This is a genomic window from Enterococcus sp. AZ149 (assembly GCF_051714285.1).
In the GTDB taxonomy this organism is placed as follows: domain Bacteria; phylum Bacillota; class Bacilli; order Lactobacillales; family Enterococcaceae; genus Enterococcus_D; species Enterococcus_D entomosocium.
Map to the genome: position 1 here is coordinate 286,385 of NZ_JBIORO010000001.1, position 21,539 is coordinate 307,923.

Annotated in this window: 24 protein-coding genes; 21 read left to right on the forward strand and 3 right to left on the reverse strand. The window is 43.7% G+C overall.

Annotated elements, in window-relative coordinates:
- The 16 genes from rplR (at position 1) to truA (ending at position 10,017) form a co-directional block, all read left to right on the forward strand.
- The gene (gene rplR / locus IGI94_RS01370; RefSeq protein ID WP_005227097.1) at positions 1-357 is read left to right on the forward strand and encodes a 50S ribosomal protein L18; all 357 of its coding nucleotides are present in this window, start codon (positions 1-3) and stop codon (positions 355-357) included.
- Between the two features lie 20 nt (positions 358-377).
- Positions 378-878, forward strand: coding sequence for a 30S ribosomal protein S5 (rpsE, locus tag IGI94_RS01375; protein WP_003128014.1), 501 nt, complete (start codon positions 378-380; stop codon positions 876-878).
- 13 nt (positions 879-891) lie between these two features.
- Positions 892-1,071 (forward strand): 50S ribosomal protein L30, encoded by a 180-nt coding sequence (gene rpmD / locus IGI94_RS01380; RefSeq protein WP_003128015.1) that lies wholly within the window; start codon positions 892-894, stop codon positions 1,069-1,071.
- Positions 1,072-1,111: 40 nt separating this feature from the next.
- Entirely contained in the window at positions 1,112-1,552 is a 441-nt protein-coding gene (gene rplO, locus IGI94_RS01385) for a 50S ribosomal protein L15 (RefSeq protein WP_003128016.1), read from the forward strand.
- Positions 1,552-2,847, forward strand: coding sequence for a preprotein translocase subunit SecY (secY, locus tag IGI94_RS01390; protein ID WP_005227099.1), 1,296 nt, complete (start codon positions 1,552-1,554; stop codon positions 2,845-2,847). The genes rplO and secY overlap by 1 nt, the downstream gene beginning before the upstream one ends.
- Positions 2,848-2,907: 60 nt before the next feature.
- Positions 2,908-3,552 carry an adenylate kinase gene (locus IGI94_RS01395; RefSeq protein WP_005227100.1) on the forward strand — a complete coding sequence of 215 codons (645 nt, stop codon included), beginning with the start codon at positions 2,908-2,910 and terminating at the stop codon, positions 3,550-3,552.
- Between the two features lie 188 nt (positions 3,553-3,740).
- Positions 3,741-3,959, forward strand: a complete 219-nt coding sequence (infA, locus tag IGI94_RS01400) for a translation initiation factor IF-1 (protein WP_002288695.1) — start codon at positions 3,741-3,743, stop codon at positions 3,957-3,959.
- Positions 3,960-3,991: 32 nt separating this feature from the next.
- A complete protein-coding gene (rpmJ, locus tag IGI94_RS01405; RefSeq protein ID WP_002288710.1) occupies positions 3,992-4,108 on the forward strand; it encodes a 50S ribosomal protein L36 in 117 nt (38 codons plus the stop codon).
- A gap of 17 nt (positions 4,109-4,125) precedes the next feature.
- Positions 4,126-4,491, forward strand: a complete 366-nt coding sequence (gene rpsM, locus IGI94_RS01410; protein ID WP_005227102.1) for a 30S ribosomal protein S13 — start codon at positions 4,126-4,128, stop codon at positions 4,489-4,491.
- A 27-nt stretch (positions 4,492-4,518) separates the two neighbouring features.
- Entirely contained in the window at positions 4,519-4,908 is a 390-nt protein-coding gene (gene rpsK / locus IGI94_RS01415) for a 30S ribosomal protein S11 (protein WP_005227104.1), read from the forward strand.
- 79 nt (positions 4,909-4,987) lie between these two features.
- Positions 4,988-5,926, forward strand: a complete 939-nt coding sequence (locus tag IGI94_RS01420) for a DNA-directed RNA polymerase subunit alpha (RefSeq protein ID WP_008376367.1) — start codon at positions 4,988-4,990, stop codon at positions 5,924-5,926.
- 70 nt (positions 5,927-5,996) lie between these two features.
- Entirely contained in the window at positions 5,997-6,377 is a 381-nt protein-coding gene (gene rplQ, locus IGI94_RS01425; protein ID WP_003128038.1) for a 50S ribosomal protein L17, read from the forward strand.
- A gap of 271 nt (positions 6,378-6,648) precedes the next feature.
- Positions 6,649-7,485, forward strand: a complete 837-nt coding sequence (locus IGI94_RS01430; protein WP_005227109.1) for an energy-coupling factor ABC transporter ATP-binding protein — start codon at positions 6,649-6,651, stop codon at positions 7,483-7,485.
- Complete coding sequence (locus tag IGI94_RS01435) at positions 7,461-8,327, forward strand: energy-coupling factor ABC transporter ATP-binding protein (RefSeq protein WP_008376364.1); 867 nt, start codon at positions 7,461-7,463, stop codon at positions 8,325-8,327. Before IGI94_RS01430 ends, IGI94_RS01435 begins: the two co-directional genes overlap by 25 nt.
- Positions 8,317-9,114 (forward strand): energy-coupling factor transporter transmembrane component T family protein, encoded by a 798-nt coding sequence (locus IGI94_RS01440; RefSeq protein WP_005227113.1) that lies wholly within the window; start codon positions 8,317-8,319, stop codon positions 9,112-9,114. Before IGI94_RS01435 ends, IGI94_RS01440 begins: the two co-directional genes overlap by 11 nt.
- A 156-nt stretch (positions 9,115-9,270) precedes the next feature.
- On the forward strand, positions 9,271-10,017 hold the full coding sequence (truA, locus tag IGI94_RS01445) for a tRNA pseudouridine(38-40) synthase TruA (protein WP_008376361.1): 747 nt from the start codon (positions 9,271-9,273) through the stop codon (positions 10,015-10,017).
- A gap of 57 nt (positions 10,018-10,074) precedes the next feature.
- Here the strand turns inward: truA and IGI94_RS01450 are convergent, their stop codons facing one another.
- Positions 10,075-11,388: an MFS transporter gene (locus IGI94_RS01450; RefSeq protein WP_438899337.1), complete on the reverse strand. Its 1,314-nt coding sequence runs from the start codon at positions 11,386-11,388 to the stop codon at positions 10,075-10,077.
- A 302-nt stretch (positions 11,389-11,690) separates the two neighbouring features.
- Between IGI94_RS01450 and IGI94_RS01455 the strand changes: the two genes are divergently transcribed.
- Positions 11,691-12,677 (forward strand): helix-turn-helix domain-containing protein, encoded by a 987-nt coding sequence (locus tag IGI94_RS01455; RefSeq protein WP_438899338.1) that lies wholly within the window; start codon positions 11,691-11,693, stop codon positions 12,675-12,677.
- A gap of 208 nt (positions 12,678-12,885) precedes the next feature.
- Here IGI94_RS01455 and IGI94_RS01460 read toward each other — a convergent pair whose 3' ends face one another.
- A complete protein-coding gene (locus IGI94_RS01460; RefSeq protein ID WP_438899339.1) occupies positions 12,886-15,534 on the reverse strand; it encodes a YfhO family protein in 2,649 nt (882 codons plus the stop codon).
- Between the two features lie 162 nt (positions 15,535-15,696).
- Positions 15,697-15,885 (reverse strand): 50S ribosomal protein L28, encoded by a 189-nt coding sequence (rpmB, locus tag IGI94_RS01465; RefSeq protein ID WP_005232504.1) that lies wholly within the window; start codon positions 15,883-15,885, stop codon positions 15,697-15,699.
- A 266-nt stretch (positions 15,886-16,151) separates the two neighbouring features.
- On the opposite strand from rpmB, the gene IGI94_RS01470 reads away from it, so the two are divergent.
- From IGI94_RS01470 to plsX, 4 genes are all read left to right on the forward strand, one after another.
- Positions 16,152-16,514, forward strand: a complete 363-nt coding sequence (locus IGI94_RS01470; protein WP_005227125.1) for an Asp23/Gls24 family envelope stress response protein — start codon at positions 16,152-16,154, stop codon at positions 16,512-16,514.
- Positions 16,515-16,560: 46 nt separating this feature from the next.
- Positions 16,561-18,243: a DAK2 domain-containing protein gene (locus tag IGI94_RS01475; protein WP_005232500.1), complete on the forward strand. Its 1,683-nt coding sequence runs from the start codon at positions 16,561-16,563 to the stop codon at positions 18,241-18,243.
- A gap of 77 nt (positions 18,244-18,320) precedes the next feature.
- Positions 18,321-20,387, forward strand: a complete 2,067-nt coding sequence (gene recG / locus IGI94_RS01480; protein WP_265590359.1) for an ATP-dependent DNA helicase RecG — start codon at positions 18,321-18,323, stop codon at positions 20,385-20,387.
- Between the two features lie 45 nt (positions 20,388-20,432).
- Positions 20,433-21,452 carry a phosphate acyltransferase PlsX gene (gene plsX / locus IGI94_RS01485; RefSeq protein ID WP_005232496.1) on the forward strand — a complete coding sequence of 340 codons (1,020 nt, stop codon included), beginning with the start codon at positions 20,433-20,435 and terminating at the stop codon, positions 21,450-21,452.
- The last annotated feature ends 87 nt before the right edge of the window (positions 21,453-21,539 follow it).

Consider the following 21,539-nt stretch of genomic DNA (forward strand, 5'->3'; position numbering starts at 1 on the left):
GTGATTACAAAACCAGATAAAAACAAGACACGTCAGAAAAGACATCGTCGTGTACGTAACAAAATCTCTGGTACTGCTGAGTGCCCACGCTTAAACGTGTTCCGTTCGAACAAAAACATCTACGCACAAGTAATTGATGACGTAGCGGGTGTGACGCTAGCAAGTGCCTCTGCCTTAGACAAAGAAGTTTCAGGTGCAACAAAAACTGAACAAGCACAAGCTGTCGGTAAATTAGTCGCAGAACGTGCAGCAGCAAAAGGTATTAAAGTAGTAGTCTTTGACCGTGGTGGATACCTTTACCATGGCCGTGTAGCAGCTTTAGCTGAAGCAGCTCGCGAAAATGGACTGGAATTTTAAGAGAAGGAGGAACACCATTCATGGTTTATATTGATCCAAAACATTTGGAATTAGAAGACCGCGTTGTTGCGATCAACCGTGTAACTAAAGTTGTTAAAGGTGGACGTCGTCTACGTTTTGCTGCATTAGTTGTTGTCGGTGACAAAAACGGACACGTAGGTTTCGGTACTGGTAAAGCGCAAGAAGTACCAGAAGCAATCCGTAAAGCAATCGAAGACGCGAAGAAAAACTTGGTGGAAGTACCAATGGTTGGTTCTACAATCCCTCACGAAGTTATCGGTGTATTCGGCGGCGGACGCATCCTTATGAAACCTGCTGTAGAAGGTTCTGGGGTAGCTGCTGGTGGACCAGTTCGTGCCGTATTGGAATTAGCTGGGGTAGCTGATATCACATCTAAATCTTTAGGTTCTAACACACCAATCAACGTTGTTCGCGCAACAGTTGAAGGTTTAAAACAATTAAAACGCGCTGAAGAAGTGGCAGCACTTCGCGGCAAATCAGTAGAAGAATTAATCGGTTAAGGAGGACACTATAATGGCTGAATTGAAAATTACTTTAAAACGCAGTATTATCGGACGTCCCCAAAACCAACGTGATACTGTAAAAGCGTTAGGTCTTACAAAGTTGAATTCAACAGTTGTAAAACCTGCTAATGATGCAATCAAAGGCATGGTTAACACTGTTTCTCACTTAGTGGACGTTGAAGAGGTCTAAGGATCAGCAGATCTAGTTTGATTAAGGAGGTGCCAAACCTATGAAACTTCATGAATTAAAACCATCAGAAGGCTCACGCCAAGTACGTAACCGTGTCGGACGAGGAACTTCATCTGGTAACGGTAAAACAGCTGGACGTGGACAAAAAGGTCAAAAAGCTCGTTCAGGCGGCGGAGTACGTCTAGGATTCGAAGGTGGACAAACACCATTGTTCCGTCGTTTACCAAAACGTGGCTTTACAAATGTGAACCGCAAAGAATATGCAGTCATCAATCTTGATGTCTTGAACCGCTTTGAAGACGGTGCTGAAGTAACACCTGTTGCTTTACACGAAGCTGGAATCGTCAAAGACGAAAAAGCTGGAATCAAAGTATTAGCTAACGGAGAATTAACGAAGAAATTGACTGTGAAAGCAGCTAAATTCTCAAAAGCAGCTGAAGAAGCAATCGTTGCTGCTGGTGGATCAATCGAGGTGATCTAATGATCAGACTATTGAAGGATGCCTTTAAGGTTAAGGATATTAGATCCAGAATATTGTTCACCGTCTTAATCTTGTTTGTCTTTCGTCTGGGAACACATATTACTGTGCCAGGCGTAGACGCAAGTCGCCTAAATACCATCGCGGATCTACCATTTTTAAACATGTTAAACTTGGTAAGTGGTGGCGCCATGCAACAATTTTCGATTTTCTCGATGGGGGTTTCGCCTTACATCACTGCCTCAATTGTCATTCAGTTGTTGCAGATGGATATCGTCCCTAAATTTGTTGAATGGTCGAAACAAGGTGAAGTGGGTCGTAAGAAATTAAATCAGGCAACACGTTACTTGACGTTGGTATTAGGCTTTGTCCAATCCATGACATTAACGGCTGGATTTAACTATTACACTCAACTCGGGTTTGTAAACAATCCTAATATGGCAACCTATATCGTGATCGGACTGATTTTAACAGCCGGAACGATGTTAGTCACTTGGTTAGGAGAACAGATCACCGAGCGTGGTATCGGAAACGGTGTGTCAATGATCATCTTTGCGGGGATCATTTCACGCTTACCAGCAAGCATCAAAGAATTGATTGAAGATTACTTCATTAACGTGGATCAATCGGATATCTGGCTAAATGCTATCTTTATGGCGCTGCTTGTGATCGCTGTGTTGATCGTCATTACTTTAGTAACGTATGTTCAACAGGCAGAACGCAAGATTCCGATCCAATATACAAAACGGGTAGCAGGAGCGCCTACCAGCAGTTACCTTCCTTTGAAAGTAAATGCTGCCGGGGTTATCCCAGTTATCTTTGCCAGTTCTTTTATTACAACACCAAATGCGATCATTCAAGCATTAGGTAGTTCATATAGAGGAGAAACTTGGTACGAAGTGGTGCAAACGATCTTTAGTTACAACACTGTACCGGGTGCGATCATCTACACTGTCTTGATTGTTGCGTTTACCTTCTTCTACGCATTTGTTCAAGTGAACCCTGAGAAATTAGCGGAAAACTTGCAAAAACAAGGAAGTTACATTCCGAGTGTGCGTCCTGGTAAAGGAACAGAAGAATATGTATCGCGTTTGTTGATGCGATTAAGCACGGTTGGATCGATCTTTTTAGGATTGGTTGCTTTACTTCCAATCATCGCTCAGATGGCTTGGAATTTACCGCAATCGATCGGACTAGGTGGAACGAGTCTATTGATCATTATCGGTGTGGCACTTGATACTGCCAAGCAGTTAGAAGGGCTTATGCTGAAACGGAAATATACTGGTTTCATCAATTAAAGTTATTGAAGTGTTGAGGATTTCCTCAACACTATTCAAAAACTTACAGGAGGAATTAGAATGAACTTCATTTTAATGGGATTACCTGGTGCTGGAAAAGGTACTCAGGCAGAACGTATCGTTGCTGAATACGGTCTTCCTCATATTTCAACAGGCGATATGTTTCGGGCTGCGATGGCGAACGAAACAGAACTAGGCCTTAAAGCAAAATCATACATGGATCAAGGCGCATTAGTTCCTGATGAGGTTACAAATGGGATCGTTAAAGAACGTTTAGCTGAACCTGATACCGAGAAAGGTTTCTTATTAGATGGTTTTCCTCGTACTTTGGATCAAGCAAAAGCGTTAGATGAGATGCTAGCTGACCTTAACAAAAAACTTGATGCCGTTATTGATATTCATGTTCCTGAAGAAGTTCTTGTAGAACGTTTAGCCGGCCGCTTCATGTGCCGCAATTGTGGGGCAACTTATCATAAATTGTTCAATCCTCCCAAAGAGGAAGGAACATGTGATCGTTGTGGAAGTCATGACTTCTACCAGCGTGAAGATGATAAGCCTGAGACGGTCAAAAATCGTCTAGCTGTCAATATCAAAAGCAGTGAACCAATTTTGACTTATTACAAAGACAAAGGGTTATTGCAATCGATTGATGGGGATCGCGACATCGACGCTGTATTCGAAGATGTTCAAAAGATCATTGACTAATCATAGATTGCCCGAGTCCAACTTGCAGCTTAAAACTTTCTCTTGAAATCTTTGACAGGATATGATAGAATATGTCAGTCCGACTTCTACTTTTTATTAAGTAGGAGCATAGTTTGAGAATATCAGGTGGGAACCGAGTTTCCGCCATTTTATCGTGTGAAAATCACAAGTACAAGGAGGTACTGTGCGTGGCAAAAGAAGATATGATTGAAGTCGAAGGTACAGTCGTCGAAACTTTGCCGAATGCAATGTTTAAAGTAGAATTGGAAAACGGACACCAAGTTCTAGCGACCGTTTCTGGTAAGATCCGGATGCACTACATTCGTATTTTACCTGGAGACAAAGTAACGGTGGAATTATCCCCGTATGATCTGAACCGTGGCCGCATTACTTATCGCTTTAAATAATTGTACTCCGTAAAACCACAGGAGGTATTATCATGAAAGTAAGACCATCAGTAAAACCAATGTGCGAACATTGTAAAGTAATTCGTCGTAAAGGACGCGTTATGGTGATTTGCCCAGCAAATCCAAAACATAAACAACGTCAAGGATAATCGGAGGTGTAACAAATATGGCTCGTATTGCAGGAGTAGATATTCCTCGTGATAAACGTGTGGTCGTTTCACTTACTTATATCTATGGTATTGGTAACACGACTGCAAAACAAATTTTAGCTGACGCTGGCGTGTCTGAAGAAGTTCGTGTTCGTGATTTAACGAATGAACAAACAGATGCTATCCGTGCAGAAGTTGATAAATTAAAAGTTGAAGGTGACCTTCGTCGTGAAGTGAACTTAAACATCAAACGATTGATGGAAATCGGTTCTTACCGTGGGATCCGTCATCGCCGTGGATTGCCAGTTCGTGGACAAAACACGAAAAACAATGCACGTACTCGTAAAGGCCCGTCTAAAACAGTCGCAGGCAAGAAAAAATAATTCCTAAGTGAAGGAGGTTAAAACTTCATGGCAGCAAAAAAAGTGAGTCGTAAACGCCGTGTGAAAAAGAATATTGAAGCGGGTATTGCACATATTCACTCAACATTCAATAATACAATCGTAATGATCACTGATACTCATGGTAATGCATTAGCATGGTCATCAGCTGGTTCATTAGGTTTCAAAGGAAGCAAAAAATCTACTCCTTTTGCCGCTCAAATGGCAGCAGAAACAGCTACCAAAGCAGCAATGGAACACGGATTAAGAACTGTTGAAGTAACAGTTAAAGGACCTGGTTCTGGACGTGAAGCAGCAATTCGTTCATTACAAGCAGCAGGTTTGGAAGTGAGTGCGATCCGTGACGTGACTCCAGTCCCTCATAATGGATGCCGCCCTCCAAAACGCCGTCGTGTTTAATGAGTGCTGCTCATTTTGAGTGTAACAAATACGTCATTGAACAAGACACTTTTCGTTTTGAAAGGGGTAATAGATAAGAATGATTGAATTCGAAAAACCAAGAATCGCAAAGATTGATGAAGACAAAGATTATGGCAAGTTCATCGTGGAACCTCTTGAAAGAGGCTACGGAACTACACTAGGAAATTCCCTACGTCGTATTTTATTATCTTCTTTACCTGGTGCGGCAATCACCAATATTCAAATCGATGGAGTTTTACACGAATTCTCAACTGTTAAGGGTGTTCGGGAAGACGTTGCTCAAATCATCTTGAATATTAAAGGTCTTGCATTGAAAATGTACGGGGATGAAGAAAAGACCCTTGAAATTGATATTTCAGGACCTGCTACAGTAACTGCTGGCGATATCATCGTTGATAGTGATGTAGAAATCCTTAACAAAGATATGTATATCTGTACCGTTTCTGAAGGTGCTACGTTCCATGCTCGCTTAACAGTGAAACCTGGCCGCGGCTACGTTCAAGCGGACGAAAACAAAAAAGAAGACATGCCAATCGGCGTTCTTCCAGTCGATTCAATCTATACACCAGTACGTCGTGTCAACTACCAAGTAGAAAACACACGTGTCGGTCGTCGGGATGATTTCGACAAATTAACGATGGAAATATGGACTGATGGCTCAATCGAACCATTGGAAGCAATGAGTTTGTCTGCGAAAATCATGACTGAACATTTAGACATCTTTGTTAACCTAACTGATGAAGCGAAAAACGCTGAAATCATGGTTGAAAAAGAAGAAACACAAAAAGAAAAAATGTTGGAAATGACGATCGAAGAATTAGACTTATCTGTTCGTTCATACAACTGTCTAAAACGTGCAGGAATCAATACTGTACAAGAATTGACAAACAAATCTGAACCAGAAATGATCAAAGTAAGAAACTTAGGCCGTAAATCTCTTGAAGAGGTCAAAGTGAAATTACATGATTTAGGTTTAGGACTACGTAAAGACGATTAAACCGTTTTCGATTACGTTAGTTCGGTTCGTCTGACCGATACAACATTCGAAAGTGAAGGAGGGAAACCACGTGAGTTATCGTAAACTAGGACGCACATCTAGCCAACGTAAAGCGATGTTGCGTGATTTGACAACTGATTTATTCATTAACGAACGTATCGTTACGACTGAAGCTCGTGCGAAAGAAGTTCGTTCAACTGCAGAAAAAATGATCACTTTAGGTAAACGTGGTGATTTGCATGCACGTCGTCAAGCAGCAGCATTCGTTCGTAATGAAGTTGCAAGTGTACGTGAAGAAAACGAAGAAGTAGTTATTGAATCAGCATTACAAAAATTATTCAATGATATCGCTCCTCGTTACACAGATCGCCAAGGTGGATATACTCGTATCTTGAAAACAGAACCAAGACGCGGAGATGCTGCACCAATGGTTATCCTAGAACTTGTTTAAAATCACACTTATCATCACTTTATAGATGTTTACTAAGAGTGTTATGATGTTGGAAGAAACTTTCCGAGTCTAGCTCAGCGCCTACACCTCGATGTATTTCGAGGTGTACGCACTCATCATAAAGTGCTTTTTTTTTACTTTCGATTACCTGTCAAGACAGGTGATGGCAAGTGAAAAAAAGATCTGGAGACAAATCGTGCGCGAATCATTGAAAAACGTGCGCTTTTTTGGTAGTGTTAGAAAGAATTAATCGCAAATGAAGGAGTCTATCATGAAGCCAATCATTGAATTGAATGCTATTACTGTGCGTTATAGCGAAGAAGAGCGTGCCGCGTTAAATAACGTATCCTTTTCCATCAACAAAGGGGAATGGGTGGCGTTGATCGGCCATAACGGCTCTGGAAAATCAACTTTAGCAAAAACCATCAATGGCTTGATCTTGCCGCAAGAAGGCAGTGTTTCTGTCGGCGAATTGCCTTTGAATGAAGAAAATATCTGGAATATTCGAAAAATGGTCGGTATGGTCTTTCAAAACCCTGACAATCAATTCGTTGGTTCGACGGTGGAAGATGATGTGGCTTTCGGTTTAGAAAATCAAGGAATCCCGCGAGAAGAAATGCTGGTTCGTGTCAAAGACGCTCTGGAACAAGTACGGATGAGCGAGTTTGCGACGCGGGAACCCGCGCGCCTTTCTGGTGGTCAAAAACAACGGGTAGCCATTGCCGGTGTCGTTGCACTGCGCCCGGATATCATCATTCTTGATGAAGCCACTAGTATGCTAGATCCAGAAGGCCGTGAAGAAGTGATCGCAACGATCAAAAAAATCAAAGAGAAAAACAATTTGACCGTGCTATCGATCACCCATGATATTGATGAAGCAGCTAACGCCAATCGGGTGCTGGTGATGCGTCAAGGAGAGCTCGTCCGCGAAGGGACACCAGCAGAGATTTTTTCTGCAGGTCCGGAACTGATTGAGCTAGGCTTAGATCTGCCGTTTCCTGAAAAATTAAAGGCGGCACTAAAACAGCGGGGCGTCACGGTACCGCAAGCGTACTTAACTGAAGAAGGGATGGTGGATTGGCTATGGACATCCGTTTTGAACAAGTAGGATTCACCTACCAACCGCATTCTCCGTTTGAACAACGGGTTTTGTTCGATATCGATTTAGAGATCAAAGAAGGCTCTTATACCGCCTTAGTCGGTCATACGGGTAGCGGAAAATCTACGTTGCTGCAGCACTTGAATGCATTATTAAAACCAACGACTGGAACGGTCACGATCGGTGAGCGAGTCATCAAACCCGAGTCAGACAACAAAAATCTAAAACCGTTACGTAAAAAAGTCGGGATCGTTTTTCAATTTCCTGAATCCCAATTATTTGAAGAAACCGTTGCGAGAGATATCGCTTTTGGACCGAAAAACTTTGGCATCTCCGAAGAAGAAGCCAAAGGTTTAGCCCAAGAATACATTCAATTGGTAGGTTTAGATGAAAGTTTTCTTGAACGTTCACCATTTGACCTTTCAGGGGGCCAAATGCGCCGTGTAGCGATTGCTGGAGTCTTAGCTATGGAACCAGAAGTTTTGGTCTTAGATGAGCCGACAGCTGGCTTAGATCCACAAGGACGCAAAGAGATGATGGAAATGTTTGATCGCCTGCATCGGGAAAAGAACATGACGATCATTTTAGTGACCCACTTGATGGATGATGTGGCGAACTATGCTGATTATGTCTATGTGTTAGAAAAGGGACGTCTCGTCAAAGCCGGCACGCCGTCCGTTGTGTTTCAAGACACTGCTTGGCTGCAAGAAAAGCAGTTGGGGGTACCGACAGCAACCGCATTTGCGGAGCAACTACAAGCCAGAGGATTGGCATTTGAGCAGTTGCCGCTAACGGCTGATGAACTGGCAGATGTTTTAGTAGCAAAGGGGGCGACTGCCCATGATGAATAAACTGATTTTCGGTCGTTTTATTCCCGGGGACTCCTTGATCCACCGTTTAGATCCACGGGTCAAATTGATTGCTAGTTTTTATTTTATCGCGATTATCTTTTTGGCGAATAATTGGCAAAGCTATTTATTAGCGGGGGCTTTTACGCTTTTTTGTATCTCTTTTTCAAAAATTGATTTTGGCTTCTTTATTCGCGGCGTACGTCCTTTGATTTGGCTGATTTTGTTTACCGTGGCGTTACAGATTTTATTTACTACCGGCGGTGACGTCTATTGGTCTTGGTGGATCTTTAATATCACAGAATTTGGTGTCCAAAATGGGATCTTTATTTTTTGTCGTTTTGTTTTGATCATTTTCATGTCGACTCTGTTGACGTTAACGACGCCCCCATTAGAGCTTTCAGATGCGATCGAATACATTTTGCGTCCTTTAAAAGCGATCCGTTTCCCTGTCCATGAAATCTCACTGATGCTGTCGATTGCGTTGCGCTTTGTACCAACCTTGATGGATGAAACAGAAAAAATTATGAATGCTCAGCGTGCCCGCGGGGTCGATTTCGGCGAAGGGGGACTGTTGCAGAAGATGAAGGCGATCGTTCCTTTATTGATTCCTTTATTTGTCAGCAGCTTTAACCGTGCGGAAGATCTAGCTACCGCTATGGAAGCCAGAGGCTATCAAGGCGGCGAAGGGCGTACCAAGTATCGTATTTTGCACTGGCATCAACGGGACACATTGGTTGTCATCGTTTTTGCGCTCTTTACAGTAGCATTAGTGTTCTTAAGAGGATAAACGAAGACCTATGATTGAAGTCAACCCACGAAAGGTTCTTAACGAAGCAACGAGACTGCTGGCAATCCCAGCGGCTGGTTCGAAAAGGCCTGTCGATCGATCAGACTTTTCTCATAGGCCTTTTTTTGAAAAAAATAGAAAGAAACAGGTGATTCAATGGTCCGCTATAAAGCGACGATCGCTTATGATGGTACGAATTTTCAAGGATTTCAGCGTCAACCCAATGGACGAACGGTTCAAGAAGAGATTGAAAAGACATTAACGAAGATGAACAATGGGCAACCGATCCAGATTCATGGCTCTGGCCGCACCGATGCGGGGGTCCATGCGCAAGGGCAAGTGATCCACTTCGATTTCCCTCAAAAGCGTCCACTGGAAAAAATGCGCTTTGGATTAGATACCCAAACGCCAGAAGATGTTGCGGTAAAATCGGTGGAGATCGTTGACGATACCTTCCATGCCCGCTACTTAGTCATTGAAAAAACCTACCAGTTTCGGGTAGACATTGGGAAACCCCGCAGTCCTTTCCGCCGCCATTATGCCAGCTATTATCCGTATCCGCTAGATTTGGAAAAAATCCAACGAGCGTTGCCAGATTTTTTAGGCACCCATGACTTTACCAGTTTTTGTGCGACGGGCAGTTCAGTCGATGACAAGACGCGGACGATCCATGAGGCGTCCATGGCGGTCAATGACGCTGGAGATGAGTTGATTTTTACCTTTCGCGGCGATGGATTTTTGTACAAGATGATCCGGATCATGGTGGGCACATTGCTGAAAATCGGCAATGGACGGATCGCACCTGACAGCATTCCTGCAATCATTGCGCAAAAAGACCGAAATGCGGCAGGTCCCACGGCTCATCCAGAAGGATTGTATTTGGTTCATGTTGCTTATGAATAAGGAAAAACACAAGCTTCGCTGCTCTTACACAACAAGAGATAGCGAAAGCTTGTGTTTTTATTTTTTCTCAGGCAAAACAGAGGTGGTTTCTTGCCAATCTTCAGTCCTTTCCGTCGCGTTTTTAGGCGCAGCAGTGGTGGGTGTTTTTTCCAAGGTACCGGCAGCGACTAAGGCGGCGATGGCTACCAAAAATGCGAAAAGCAAGTAAAGCAGCCAGCTCCAAGCAACGTGATAGCGATTGCCGATGCCTAAAAAGACCATTTGTCCGACAGGTCCCCCTAGCATCACAATGGTGGAAAAGATCCCGCTGCTGATGGCGAGATGTTCTTCATCAATCTCACGAATCAGATGTGCCGAAAAACGAGGATTGATTTTTCCAATCAGATAGCCTTCAGCAAAGAGCAGCGCAATCATGAGCCAACGGTTATGCAGGAAGAGAAAATTCAAGGTCAACAGACATAAAACGAAAGAGGTATACGCAATCAAGCGAACCAGACCGGTATTCTTGAACCAGTCGGCAGCAAACAAGGCGCCAGCGACCATACCGATCGAAGTAGCGATGCCTGCCATCGCAACGGTGTTGCCATAAGTGGCAAACCAAAGCGCAAGGTCATCCAACAGCTGGAGATTTAGTAGACCGCTCGTACTAGCAGCTAAGGTATTGATCAGTAAGGCAAAGAGGATCATCTTTTTAAGAAAAGCCGTACCAGTCAATAATTTAAAAGTATCCGAGAAATTCTGAAAGAGTGGTGTTGCTGCTTGATTGATTTTCCCTGGCACCGCATAGAAGAGCGAGCGGTTCAGGAAGATCACGATCGCGGCTAAGAAAAACGTCACGGCATTGATCAAACCAAAAGCCGCAAAGTTATTATTCAGTAAAATGATCCCCCAAGCACCGATGCCTTGAAAGACGATTTGAACGGTGGTTTGACACGCCATTTGAAAGCCCATGGCACTGTCTAAGGTATCAGCAGGCACAAGACGGCGAACATAGGGCAGCTGTAACCCAGAACAATAAGCGCCCAAACAATCAGATACAATGTTGATGCCTAGCAAAAGGAAGAAAGACCATAAACTAGGCGGCAGTTGGATCAAAAAAGCGAGTGCCACAAAAAGGACTCCTTGTAATAGTCGACTGCTGATCATCCATTGCACTTTGTTTTTGGTACGATCGGCTAGATAGCCGGTCAGGATCCGTAAGAGATCAGGGATCAGCAGTGCCATGGAGGCTAAGGAAACAGCAAGGGCATTAAAGGGTAAAGTACTGGCATAAACTACAAAGACGATATTAAATAAACTCATGCCGATACCGCTGAGTAAGGCGGCGTTGACTAAGGCACGATAGCCGTTGTTTTGTTGATATTCTTTCATCGAAATCATCCTTTCACGTTCTACGTTGTAAAATCAGTATAGGATACTTTATACTAAGAGAAGAAAATAATCCACTATAGTGGAATTTAAATGTACCAGGAGCATACCAGAGGTTACTGTCATGAGTGATTAGCAGTTAAAAGAGTGGCATGTAAATAAGGTGCCGCAGATTTTGCTCCTCAACATTTTATAGGTTTGAATCTAAACTTGAATCTAGAACAGGAAAATTTAATTGCGGAGCTTCATTCGTGAAGTGGGATTGGTTTGGCGTTTGTAGACCGATCGTTGTGAGGAGGATGGTTATGGAAGAAGGAAAACTGTACCGACAATTGCGCAAAGAGCGCGGCTATACGATCGCTCAAGTGGCGGATGAACAAAACAGTCGCTCGTTTATCAGTAAATTTGAGCAAGGTGCTTCAAGTATCAGTATTCATCGATTGGAACGCTTATTAGAAAATATCCATGTCACAGTGGAGGAGTTTTATTATTTGCGTGCGCAGCAAAAGGGCGTAAAAGGGCACGACAACCTGATGAGCTTTCCCAGCTATATGACGAGCGAATTTATGGATTTACTGGATCGAATTTTAGGGATCAACAAAGAAGCTTATTTGAGTAACGCCCACGCCCAGAGAAGCAAAGAAGGGCTGGAGGAAATGCGTAGCGAACTGATCGCCGCTTCCAAACAGCATTCTTTTGTTTTTCTGTACCTTGAGATCACAAAGGAGATACATGAAATCAATCTCTCAGGTCCTAAACTCAATCACTCTTCTGGTGACTATATGGAAAAGCTACGCACCAAAACTCGCCCCGTCATTTCCTACCTTACGAAAGTAGACAACTGGGGCGTTTATGAGATTTTGCTTTTTCGTTATTTTCAATTCTTATTTCCTGTCGAAACCTCCTATCACTTACTGCAGATCGCTATCTCTCGCACAAAAAAAGAACTAGGTTTGTCCTTGATGCGAGAAATTCAAATGGATTTGATTTTTAGTTGTTTTACGACGTTTGTCAATTTTCGCCGCCTGGAGTGGGCAAAAGAGGTGTTGACCATTGCAGAGGAATTATTGGCAGATCGCGGAGACATGCTAAACAGTACGCATCTTCTTTGCTATCAAGGATGGTACTGGTATATTTATGGCGATCAAGAAAAAGGACTGTTGAAAATCGATCAAGGGCTTTCGATCTTTCGCGTCTTAAAACAAACCAAAATGGTTAAATTATGGGAGCGATCGTTGCACTCCATCAAGAAAAATGCGGAAGAACCCAACAGTTATCTTATGTTTCGCTAAACGCTCTAAGGGCTAACGGGCTAGGCATTGCTCCCCGAATCGAAGGGGATCTAGCGGGTAATGGATGCTAAGACCACTAGAGCGAACAACTGCGGAACCTGAGCACAAAAAAGAACCAAACTCACCGATCATTGAGAGACACCCATAAGTCAGCTTTTGCTCTAACTTAAGGGGATCGCCTCAAAAAGACGAGTTGGTTCTTTTTCGATTAGGTTTCTGGTGGTTGATCCATGAGTTGGCGTTGGTTGTCCAAGACTTGCTTTTTGGCTACTTGTTTCTGGTAAAACCAAGCAAACAAGATAAACAATGCGATGCAGCCAAAGAACAAGCAAACACCGATAACAAAGCCTTGCGGTAAGAAGGAGAGTTCCAAGTGATGGGTGCCACTTGGGATCGTCACACTGATAAAGCCATCTTGAAAGGCCGTGATTGGGACTTCTTTGCCGTCAAGCGTAGCAGTCCAGCCCTTGTCATAAGGGATGGTTGTTACAAGCTGCTGCTCTTTTTCAGTCGTGATGTCGGCTTTGGCACTGCGTTTGCCGACAGTCATAGCGACCCCTCGTTCTTGGATCGCATCAATTGCTTGTTGGTAGGCGTTGGTATCCAAGGTCACGACTTGCGGGTTTTGGAATGAGATTTCAGGCGTTCCGTAGAAGCTGACGGTGAATTGAACCGTCGTATCGGTCTCATAATGTCCTAAGTCGTAGTATTGACCGTTGATACTGATTTGCGTTTCTCGCTGCTGACCGTTGACTGTCACGGTGGCAGATGAGCTTTCCAATTCTCCGAAGTTGGCAGGGAAGAGACTCAAGTACGCTTGCGAGTTCGCCGGAACCTCCACTTGCCAAGTCACTTCTTTTGCGACATTGCTTTCTTGCTCAGTAAATTTCATATACATGCCGTCATTGGTGATATTTGTATTTTTACTATGGATCACCGTGATCGGCTGAAAGGCAAAATACTCTAAATTTAAATCGGCCAAGCCATTGAAAAGATTTTTCTGGCTCGTCAAGTTGTCGTTTTGCGGCTGTTCAATCGATTCGATGGTCGGTTCAGCCAAGAAACCTAGCGGTAACGCATTTTGATTTTCATAGAGCTTGTATTCACCAGATTCTCCGACTCGTTGAAAGCCGTATTTGGTGAGATTTGGCTTGGAGATATTGTATTTGATTCCTGTAAAAGCATCCATCAGCAAGGTATTATTCGGATAGCGGATATTTAAATTGGTGCCGCGAGACCGAAAGCCCAGCTTATCCAAGTAGCTTGAGGAATTGCGGTTACGAATTGAAGAAAACATGCTGACCCCGCTGTAACCATAATTGATACTATCGTTGGAAGAAACAGGATCAAGGTTTTCTAATCGAAAAAAGGTATCATTGTCTTCGTTGGCTTGAGTGACTAGTTTTTTGATGTCCGGATAAGGTTCTGTATACAAACTACGAGAAGCATAGTTCCAATCATTCAAAATTCCGCGAACCATGCCGCTGGTATTGACGGCCATTTCTCCGCAGACGAAGATCAGCATCAAGATCGTCACTCGTTTTTGTGTTAAAAGACCTAATTGCCCGAACCCAATACATAACAAGTAAAGAACAAAGAATACGATCGTTAGCGCAAAAGAAGTAGCGGAAACATATTCATAGGTTCCGGCTCCTTTCAATGCGTAGGAGAGGGCAAATACCACGATCGTAGAAAGACCAATAATGAGAAACAATCCGCGATCTTTTTGCTGCAGCTGCTCCCATCCGTATCCCGCCAGCATGATCACTAAGAAGGAGAACAAATAGGCATAACGGAAAAGGAACATATTTGGGGCATGCATCCCGTGCCAAAAAAGATTCATCGGCACGATATAAAAACTGGCGATCAAAACAGCAAACATGCCAGCGTATAAGAATTTATCTTTCAAGCGGATTTTCTTCGAAACAAAATATAAAATACACAACAGCAACGGCAATAAGCCGATATAGATGAAGGGAATGGAGCCGTATTTTGTCGTATCGTAAACACCGATCATGTTTTTCATCACGAGATCAAAGACATCGGTGGCTTCGGTTTTAAAGGAAGAAATCGTCGTCAATTCTTCCCCGTTCGACCGCAAATCTAATAAGGCAGGTAAGATGATCACCATTGAGGCGCCGCCAGCTAGCAAAGAGGTGATGCCGTAAGGAATGATCGCCCCGCGAGCTTGCTTCCAGTTGCGACCCAATTGAACCAAGAAATACATCACGGAAAAGAGACCGATCATAAAGCCCATGTAAAAACTGGATAAAAATAACAGCAGATAACTGATAAATAACACGACTGGTTTTTTCTTTTTCACTAACCGGTCAATACCTAAAATCACTAGCGGTAGATAGATCATGGCATCAAGCCACATGATCAGTTCCGAATGGGCGGTGATGAAGGACATCAAGGCATAGCAGACGGCTAAGGTCACATGCTGCCAACGTTGGATCTTAAAGGTTTGGCTGGCATAGAACCAAAACGCCAATCCTGCACTGCCGATTTTGATCAAGGTTAAAAAATACAGCGCATCTGGCATCAGCTGATTTGGGAAAAATAAGACGAGGGGAGTGAAGATTCCCCCTAAATAATAGGAGATCAATGCCAGATAATTTAAGCCTAAAGAGGCGTTCCATGTATAAAAGATACTTTGTTTGCCTAAGAGCATATTGCGAAAGCTGGCATGAAAGTTTGAGAATTGCGAAAAGGCATCACTGGCTAAGACACTGCGGCTGCTGCCGGGGTAGATGCCGATGGTCAAATAGATCACTGCCATGATAAGAAACGGCAAGAAGAAACTAGCAAGCATATAAGGCCAATGTTGTTTGGCAAATGTTTTTATTTTCGTCACAAGAAGTCACCTGTTCTTTATCAATTTTTTCTTAGTTTACCACAGGTGAATCGATTAAAAAAACAAAGACCTATTTTCTTTAATGAAAACCTAAGTGAAAGCGCACCAAAGAAAAAAGGGTACAAAAAAAGCCGTTCAAAACGAACGGCCGAAAAGGTCTAATTATACGCGCTCAACTTTTCCAGATTTCAAAGCACGAGTTGACACCCAAACTTTTTTAGGTTTTCCGTCAATCATAACGCGAACTTTTTGCAAGTTAGGTTTCACAGTACGTTTTGTCGCATTCATTGCGTGAGAACGATTGTTTCCACTTGCAGTTTTACGTCCAGTAAAGTAACAAACTTTAGCCATGTGGTTATTTCCTCCTTTGCCTTGATGTTGGAGCGCTATTTCAGCTCATACCATCTGAATTTATCACAGAAAGGTGAAAAAAGCAAGAGTAATTTTCAAGAAACATTGACTTTTCCCAGTAAACATTGTAAATTAAACAAGGTCGAAATGCAAGACGTTTGGTCAGAAAGCCCCTTTTCATATGTCTCATCCTTTTATTTGCGGTACAGCTATGATAAAATATGTAAGAAGAAAGATGGGTCATGCCCATTGAAGGAGGCTATAAAATGGCTGTAAAAATTCAAACCTCATCAGGTATTATTGAAATCAGCAATGAAGTCATTGCAACAGTGGTCGGAGGCGCAGCAACAGATGTGTTCGGCATTGTTGGTATGGCTAGCAAGAAACAAATCAAAGATAACATCAATGAAATTTTACGAAAAGAAAATTATTCTCGCGGTGTCGTTGTCCGCCAAGAAGAAAACGGCATTGCAGTGGATGTATACACGATTGTTAGCTATGGAACAAAAATTTCCGAAGTTTCCCGCAACGTGCAGGAAAAAGTGAAATACAACTTAGAAACGATGCTAGGTGTATCTGCGAACTCGGTAAATGTATTTGTTCAAGGCGTACGTGTACTGCCAGATTAGGCAAGGGATCCGTTCATGGCGGATGATTTTAAGGAGGACTATCTAAGTGAAGGTAACGAATATCAGCGCAAGTCAGTTTCAAGAAATGGTGCAGGCAGGCGCGGCTCGTCTACAAGTTAATGCAGAGTTTGTCAACTCATTGAATGTGTTTCCTGTTCCAGATGGAGACACCGGGACAAACATGAATCTATCCATGACCAGTGGAGCAAAAGCTGTCGCAGATGCGACTTCAGAAAACGTCGGCGATCTTGCCGCTACACTTTCAAAAGGACTATTGATGGGCGCACGTGGGAATTCCGGCGTCATTTTGTCTCAATTATTCCGCGGTTTTTCTAAAGCTATCCCGACCGCAGAAACACTCACTGCACCAGAATTGGCTCAAGCCTTTACTCATGGAGTAGAAACCGCCTATAAAGCAGTCATGAAACCTGTGGAAGGAACCATCTTGACTGTGGCACGCATCTCAGCTGAATATGGCGAGAAAAAAGCACAAACTACCGATGATTGTATCGAAGTGATGAAAGCCGTGGTTCACGGCGCAAAACGTTCATTGGCGAAAACCCCTGATCTATTGCCCGTCTTAAAAGAAGTCGGCGTGGTAGATAGCGGCGGTCAAGGATTGTTGTTTATCTATGAAGGCTTCTTAAATGCATTGACTGGGGAATACCCAGCCGATGAAATCTTCGAACCTTCCCCAGCGGCTATGGACGAAATGGTCAATGCCGAACATCATCGCAGCGTTCAAGGGCACTTAGCGACAGAAGACATCACCTTTGGTTACTGTACAGAAATCATGGTGAAGATCGGTGAAGGTCCGACTGTAGATAGTGAATTTGATTATGAAACATTCCGTAATTACTTAAACGAGTTAGGGGATTCCTTATTAGTGGTCAATGACGATGAGATCATCAAAGTCCATGTCCATACGGAACATCCCGGCGAAGTTATGAATTATGGTCAAAAATTCGGTTCGTTGGTGAAAATCAAAGTCGATAACATGCGTCTTCAGCATGAAACGATCTTGGAACACGATCAGCAAGAAGCAAAAACTGCACCAGTAAAACGTCCGCGGACACCATTTGCGATCATCGCGATCGCGGCTGGCGAAGGCTTGAAAGAATTGTTTACTAGCCTAGGCGCTTCTTATGTCATCAGTGGTGGCCAAACGATGAACCCAAGTACAGAAGACATTTTGGTGGCAATCAATGAAGTCAATGCTGATCAAGTGATCGTATTACCGAACAACAAAAATATCTTTATGGCTGCGCAGCAAGCAGCGGAAGTTTCCGAGATTCCAGTAGCGGTTGTTGAAACACGGACGATCTCTCAAGGGATGACGGCGATGCTAGCCTTCCACGAGCAATCCACACTAGCTGAAAACCAGCAAGCGATGACTGATGTCTTAGCAAGTGTTGTCAGTGGCTCAGTGACCCATGCGATCCGTAATACATCAATTGATGGCATCGAAATCACAGAAGGCGACTTCTTAGGAATGGTGGACGGCAAAATCGTTGTTTCTGTTCCTGATCGTTTCTCTGCTTCTATGACTACCTTAGAAAAAATGATCACAGAAGATACTGAGATCGTCACCATCATTATCGGTGAAGAAGGCAAAGCCAAAGAAGCAGCGAAAATCGAAGAAGCGATCGTTGAACTGCATCCTGAGATCGAAGTAGAGATCCATCAAGGAGATCAGCCGGTTTATCCATATCTTTTCTCAGCAGAATAAACAAATTAGGCGGCGGGGGCAAAAATCGTAGATGATTTTTGGCTCCGTCTTTTTCTATGAATGCAGGAACCCCTGCAATGAATCAAAATCACTTTTGGAAAAGGAGGGTACCTATGCTGAATCAGCCACTTACGGTATTAAAGGGTGTCGGAGAAAAACGCGCCCAAGACTTGGCGAGTTTAGGAATCGAAACCATCGAAGACCTGCTAAAGTATTACCCGTTTCGTTATGAAGACATTCAAGAACGGCAATTAGCGGAGATTCAAGACCAAGAAAAAGTAACGATCAAGGGGATCGTCGTTTCCCCACCGGTCGTCAATCGCTTTGGTTACAAGAAAAGTCGGTTGCAATTTCGCATGATGCAAGACCACGATGTCTTTAATGTCTCCTTTTTCAATCAGCCTTATTTGAAGGATAAAGTAGAGGTCTCAGAAGAGATCGCCGTCTATGGCAAATGGGACGCCAAACGTAAAGGACTGACGGGAATGAAAATTCTCGGCAGCAAGAGCGCAGAAGACTTTGCCCCAATTTATCATGTCAATAAAGCCGTGCGTCAAAGTGTGTTGATCGAACTGATCAAACAGGCATTCCTTGATTTTGGTGATCAGATCACGGAGATCTTGCCTTTGTCATTGATCGAAAAATATCGGTTGTTGGATCGAAAATCCGCGATGTTTGCAATGCATTTTCCCAAAGATCCCCAAGAGAGCCATCAAGCGAAGCGTCGGGTGATTTTTGAAGAGTTCTTTTTGTTCCAAATGCAGATCCAAGGACTGAAGAAAAGCGAAAAAGCCGAGAAAAACGGCTTGGCGATCGATTATGATGTGCAACGCTTGAAAGAATTTACTCGTAAACTGCCCTTTGAATTGACGAATGCGCAAAAGCGCGTGACCAATGAAATCTGCCATGACCTGAAAAGTCCGCAGCACATGCAGCGGCTCTTGCAAGGAGATGTAGGGAGCGGGAAAACAGTCGTTGCGGCGATCGCCCTCTATGCTACGATGACGGCTGGCTTTCAGGGGGCGCTGATGGTGCCGACTGAGATTTTGGCCCAACAGCACCTAGAGAGCTTGAATCAACTCTTTGACCCCTTAGAAGTGACCACCGCTCTTTTAACAGGCTCGACCAAACCAAAAGAACGGCGGGTCATCTTAGAACAATTAGCAGCTGGGGAGATCGACATCATCGTTGGGACCCATGCACTGATCCAAGAAGGGGTAGACTTTGCACATCTTGGCTTAGTCATCACCGATGAACAACACCGTTTCGGGGTCAATCAGCGAAAAGTCTTAAGGGAAAAAGGCTATCTGCCTGATGTACTCTTTATGACCGCCACGCCGATCCCTCGTACGCTAGCGATCACGGCTTATGGCGAAATGGATGTTTCGGTGATCGATGAGATGCCGGCAGGACGGATTCCTGTAGAGACTCGCTGGGTCCGGCCACCGCAGTTTGAATCGATCTTAGAGTGGGCGCAAAAAGAATTGGCCCAAGGGCATCAGATGTATGTCATCTGTCCTTTGATCGAAGAATCCGAAATGCTGGATGTCAAGAATGCCACGGAGATTTATGAGCAGCTACAAAGTTATTTTTCCCCAACCTATCAAGTAGGGATGCTGCACGGGAAAATGAAGAATCAAGAAAAAGACACTATTATGGAAGCATTCAAAGAAAATCAACTGCAGATCTTGGTTTCCACGACGGTCATCGAAGTAGGGGTCAATGTTCCCAATGCGACAGTGATGCTGATCATCGATGCTGATCGTTTCGGATTAGCCCAGCTCCACCAATTACGTGGACGGGTAGGACGCGGCGCCGATGCTTCTTACTGTATTTTGATCGCGAACCCGAAAAATGAGACGGGGGTCGAACGAATGAAAATCATGACAGAAACCACCAACGGCTTTGTAGTCAGCGAAAAAGACTTGCAGTTGCGGGGGCCAGGAGAAGTCTTCGGCAATCGACAATCTGGCTTGCCAGAGTTTGCGGCTGCCGATTTGGTCGCGGATGCCCATATTCTAGAAGTGGCACAAGTCGAAGCTACCCAGCTTTGGCAAAAAAACGGCTGGCAGCTGTTGCCAGAATTTTCGGCATTGGCGAACTATTTGGCAGCAAAAAAAGCAGACAAACAATTTTTTGATTAAAGAATATGCTATACTGATTGGGAAAATGAAGGGAGTGGCAGCGAGATGCGGATTGCTGTTGATGCAATGGGCGGAGACAACGCCCCAAAAGCGATCGTAGAAGGAGTCATGCTGGCGAAAAAAGACTTTCCAGAGATTGAATTCCTCCTTTACGGAAAAGAAAATGAAATCAAAAAATACATGACGGATGATAAAAATGTCACTATCATCCACACAGATGAAAAAATCAATAGTGATGACGAACCCGTCAAAGCAATCAGACGGAAAAAAACCGCTTCAATGGTCTTAGCGGCACAAGCAGTGAAAAATGGCGAAGCAGATGCGATTTTTTCAGCTGGAAATACCGGTGCCTTGTTAGCGGCTGGTTTGTTTATCGTCGGTCGGATCAAAGGAATCGATCGTCCAGGATTGATGTCCACAATGCCAGTGATCGGCAAAGATGCTGGCTTTGATATGCTGGATCTAGGTGCCAATGCCGACAATAAACCAGAACATTTGGCAAACTATGCCGTCTTAGGATCCTTTTACGCCCAAAAAGTTCGTGGGATCAATCGACCACGGGTCGGCTTGTTAAATAACGGAACGGAAGAAACCAAAGGTAGTGAATTAACGAAAAAAGCCTTTGAACTGCTGTCAGCGGATCCTACGATCCACTTTATCGGCAATGTCGAAGCCCGGGAATTACTGGATGGTGCAGCTGACGTCGTCGTGACAGATGGCTTTACTGGGAACGCTGTTTTGAAATCGATCGAAGGAACCGCCTTGAACTTGATGGCGTTGTTGAAACAATCGATTCTTGATTCAGGTACCAAAGGAAAATTAGGCGCATTGTTACTGAAAGATGCATTGCGGAAAGTGAAAAATGAAATGGATTATGCGAAACATGGTGGGGCCGTATTGTTTGGTTTGAAAGCACCAGTCATCAAAACCCATGGTGCGACAGGACCAGAAGCGGTAGCGTACACCATCAAGCAGATCCATACGATGCTAGCAACAGATGTCGTGGCACAATTGGTCGCCCACTTTGAAGAAATGCCGGCTGCAAAAGACGAAACGCAATCATAATGCAATCATTGTAATGAAATTGCAAAAAAATCTAGACAAAAAGCATAGAAAGCAGTACAATGTTTGTTAGCCATTCTATGTTTTGTG

What these genes read in the sequence shown, in the direction of transcription:
- secY (WP_005227099.1), top strand. Translation starts at nt 1,552, where the DNA reads ATGATCAGACTATTGAAGGATGCCTTTAAGGTTAAGGATATTAGATCC.
- rpsK (WP_005227104.1), top strand. Translation starts at nt 4,519, where the DNA reads ATGGCAGCAAAAAAAGTGAGTCGTAAACGCCGTGTGAAAAAGAATATT.
- rpsE (WP_003128014.1), top strand. Translation starts at nt 378, where the DNA reads ATGGTTTATATTGATCCAAAACATTTGGAATTAGAAGACCGCGTTGTT.
- IGI94_RS01420 (WP_008376367.1), top strand. Translation starts at nt 4,988, where the DNA reads ATGATTGAATTCGAAAAACCAAGAATCGCAAAGATTGATGAAGACAAA.
- IGI94_RS01440 (WP_005227113.1), top strand. Translation starts at nt 8,317, where the DNA reads ATGATGAATAAACTGATTTTCGGTCGTTTTATTCCCGGGGACTCCTTG.
- rpsM (WP_005227102.1), top strand. Translation starts at nt 4,126, where the DNA reads ATGGCTCGTATTGCAGGAGTAGATATTCCTCGTGATAAACGTGTGGTC.
- IGI94_RS01470 (WP_005227125.1), top strand. Translation starts at nt 16,152, where the DNA reads ATGGCTGTAAAAATTCAAACCTCATCAGGTATTATTGAAATCAGCAAT.
- IGI94_RS01395 (WP_005227100.1), top strand. Translation starts at nt 2,908, where the DNA reads ATGAACTTCATTTTAATGGGATTACCTGGTGCTGGAAAAGGTACTCAG.
- IGI94_RS01455 (WP_438899338.1), top strand. Translation starts at nt 11,691, where the DNA reads ATGGAAGAAGGAAAACTGTACCGACAATTGCGCAAAGAGCGCGGCTAT.
- plsX (WP_005232496.1), top strand. Translation starts at nt 20,433, where the DNA reads ATGCGGATTGCTGTTGATGCAATGGGCGGAGACAACGCCCCAAAAGCG.
- IGI94_RS01430 (WP_005227109.1), top strand. Translation starts at nt 6,649, where the DNA reads ATGAAGCCAATCATTGAATTGAATGCTATTACTGTGCGTTATAGCGAA.
- recG (WP_265590359.1), top strand. Translation starts at nt 18,321, where the DNA reads ATGAATCAAAATCACTTTTGGAAAAGGAGGGTACCTATGCTGAATCAG.
- rpmJ (WP_002288710.1), top strand. Translation starts at nt 3,992, where the DNA reads ATGAAAGTAAGACCATCAGTAAAACCAATGTGCGAACATTGTAAAGTA.
- rpmB (WP_005232504.1), bottom strand. Translation starts at nt 15,885, where the DNA reads ATGGCTAAAGTTTGTTACTTTACTGGACGTAAAACTGCAAGTGGAAAC.
- IGI94_RS01435 (WP_008376364.1), top strand. Translation starts at nt 7,461, where the DNA reads ATGGACATCCGTTTTGAACAAGTAGGATTCACCTACCAACCGCATTCT.
- IGI94_RS01450 (WP_438899337.1), bottom strand. Translation starts at nt 11,388, where the DNA reads ATGAAAGAATATCAACAAAACAACGGCTATCGTGCCTTAGTCAACGCC.
- rpmD (WP_003128015.1), top strand. Translation starts at nt 892, where the DNA reads ATGGCTGAATTGAAAATTACTTTAAAACGCAGTATTATCGGACGTCCC.
- truA (WP_008376361.1), top strand. Translation starts at nt 9,271, where the DNA reads ATGGTCCGCTATAAAGCGACGATCGCTTATGATGGTACGAATTTTCAA.
- rplO (WP_003128016.1), top strand. Translation starts at nt 1,112, where the DNA reads ATGAAACTTCATGAATTAAAACCATCAGAAGGCTCACGCCAAGTACGT.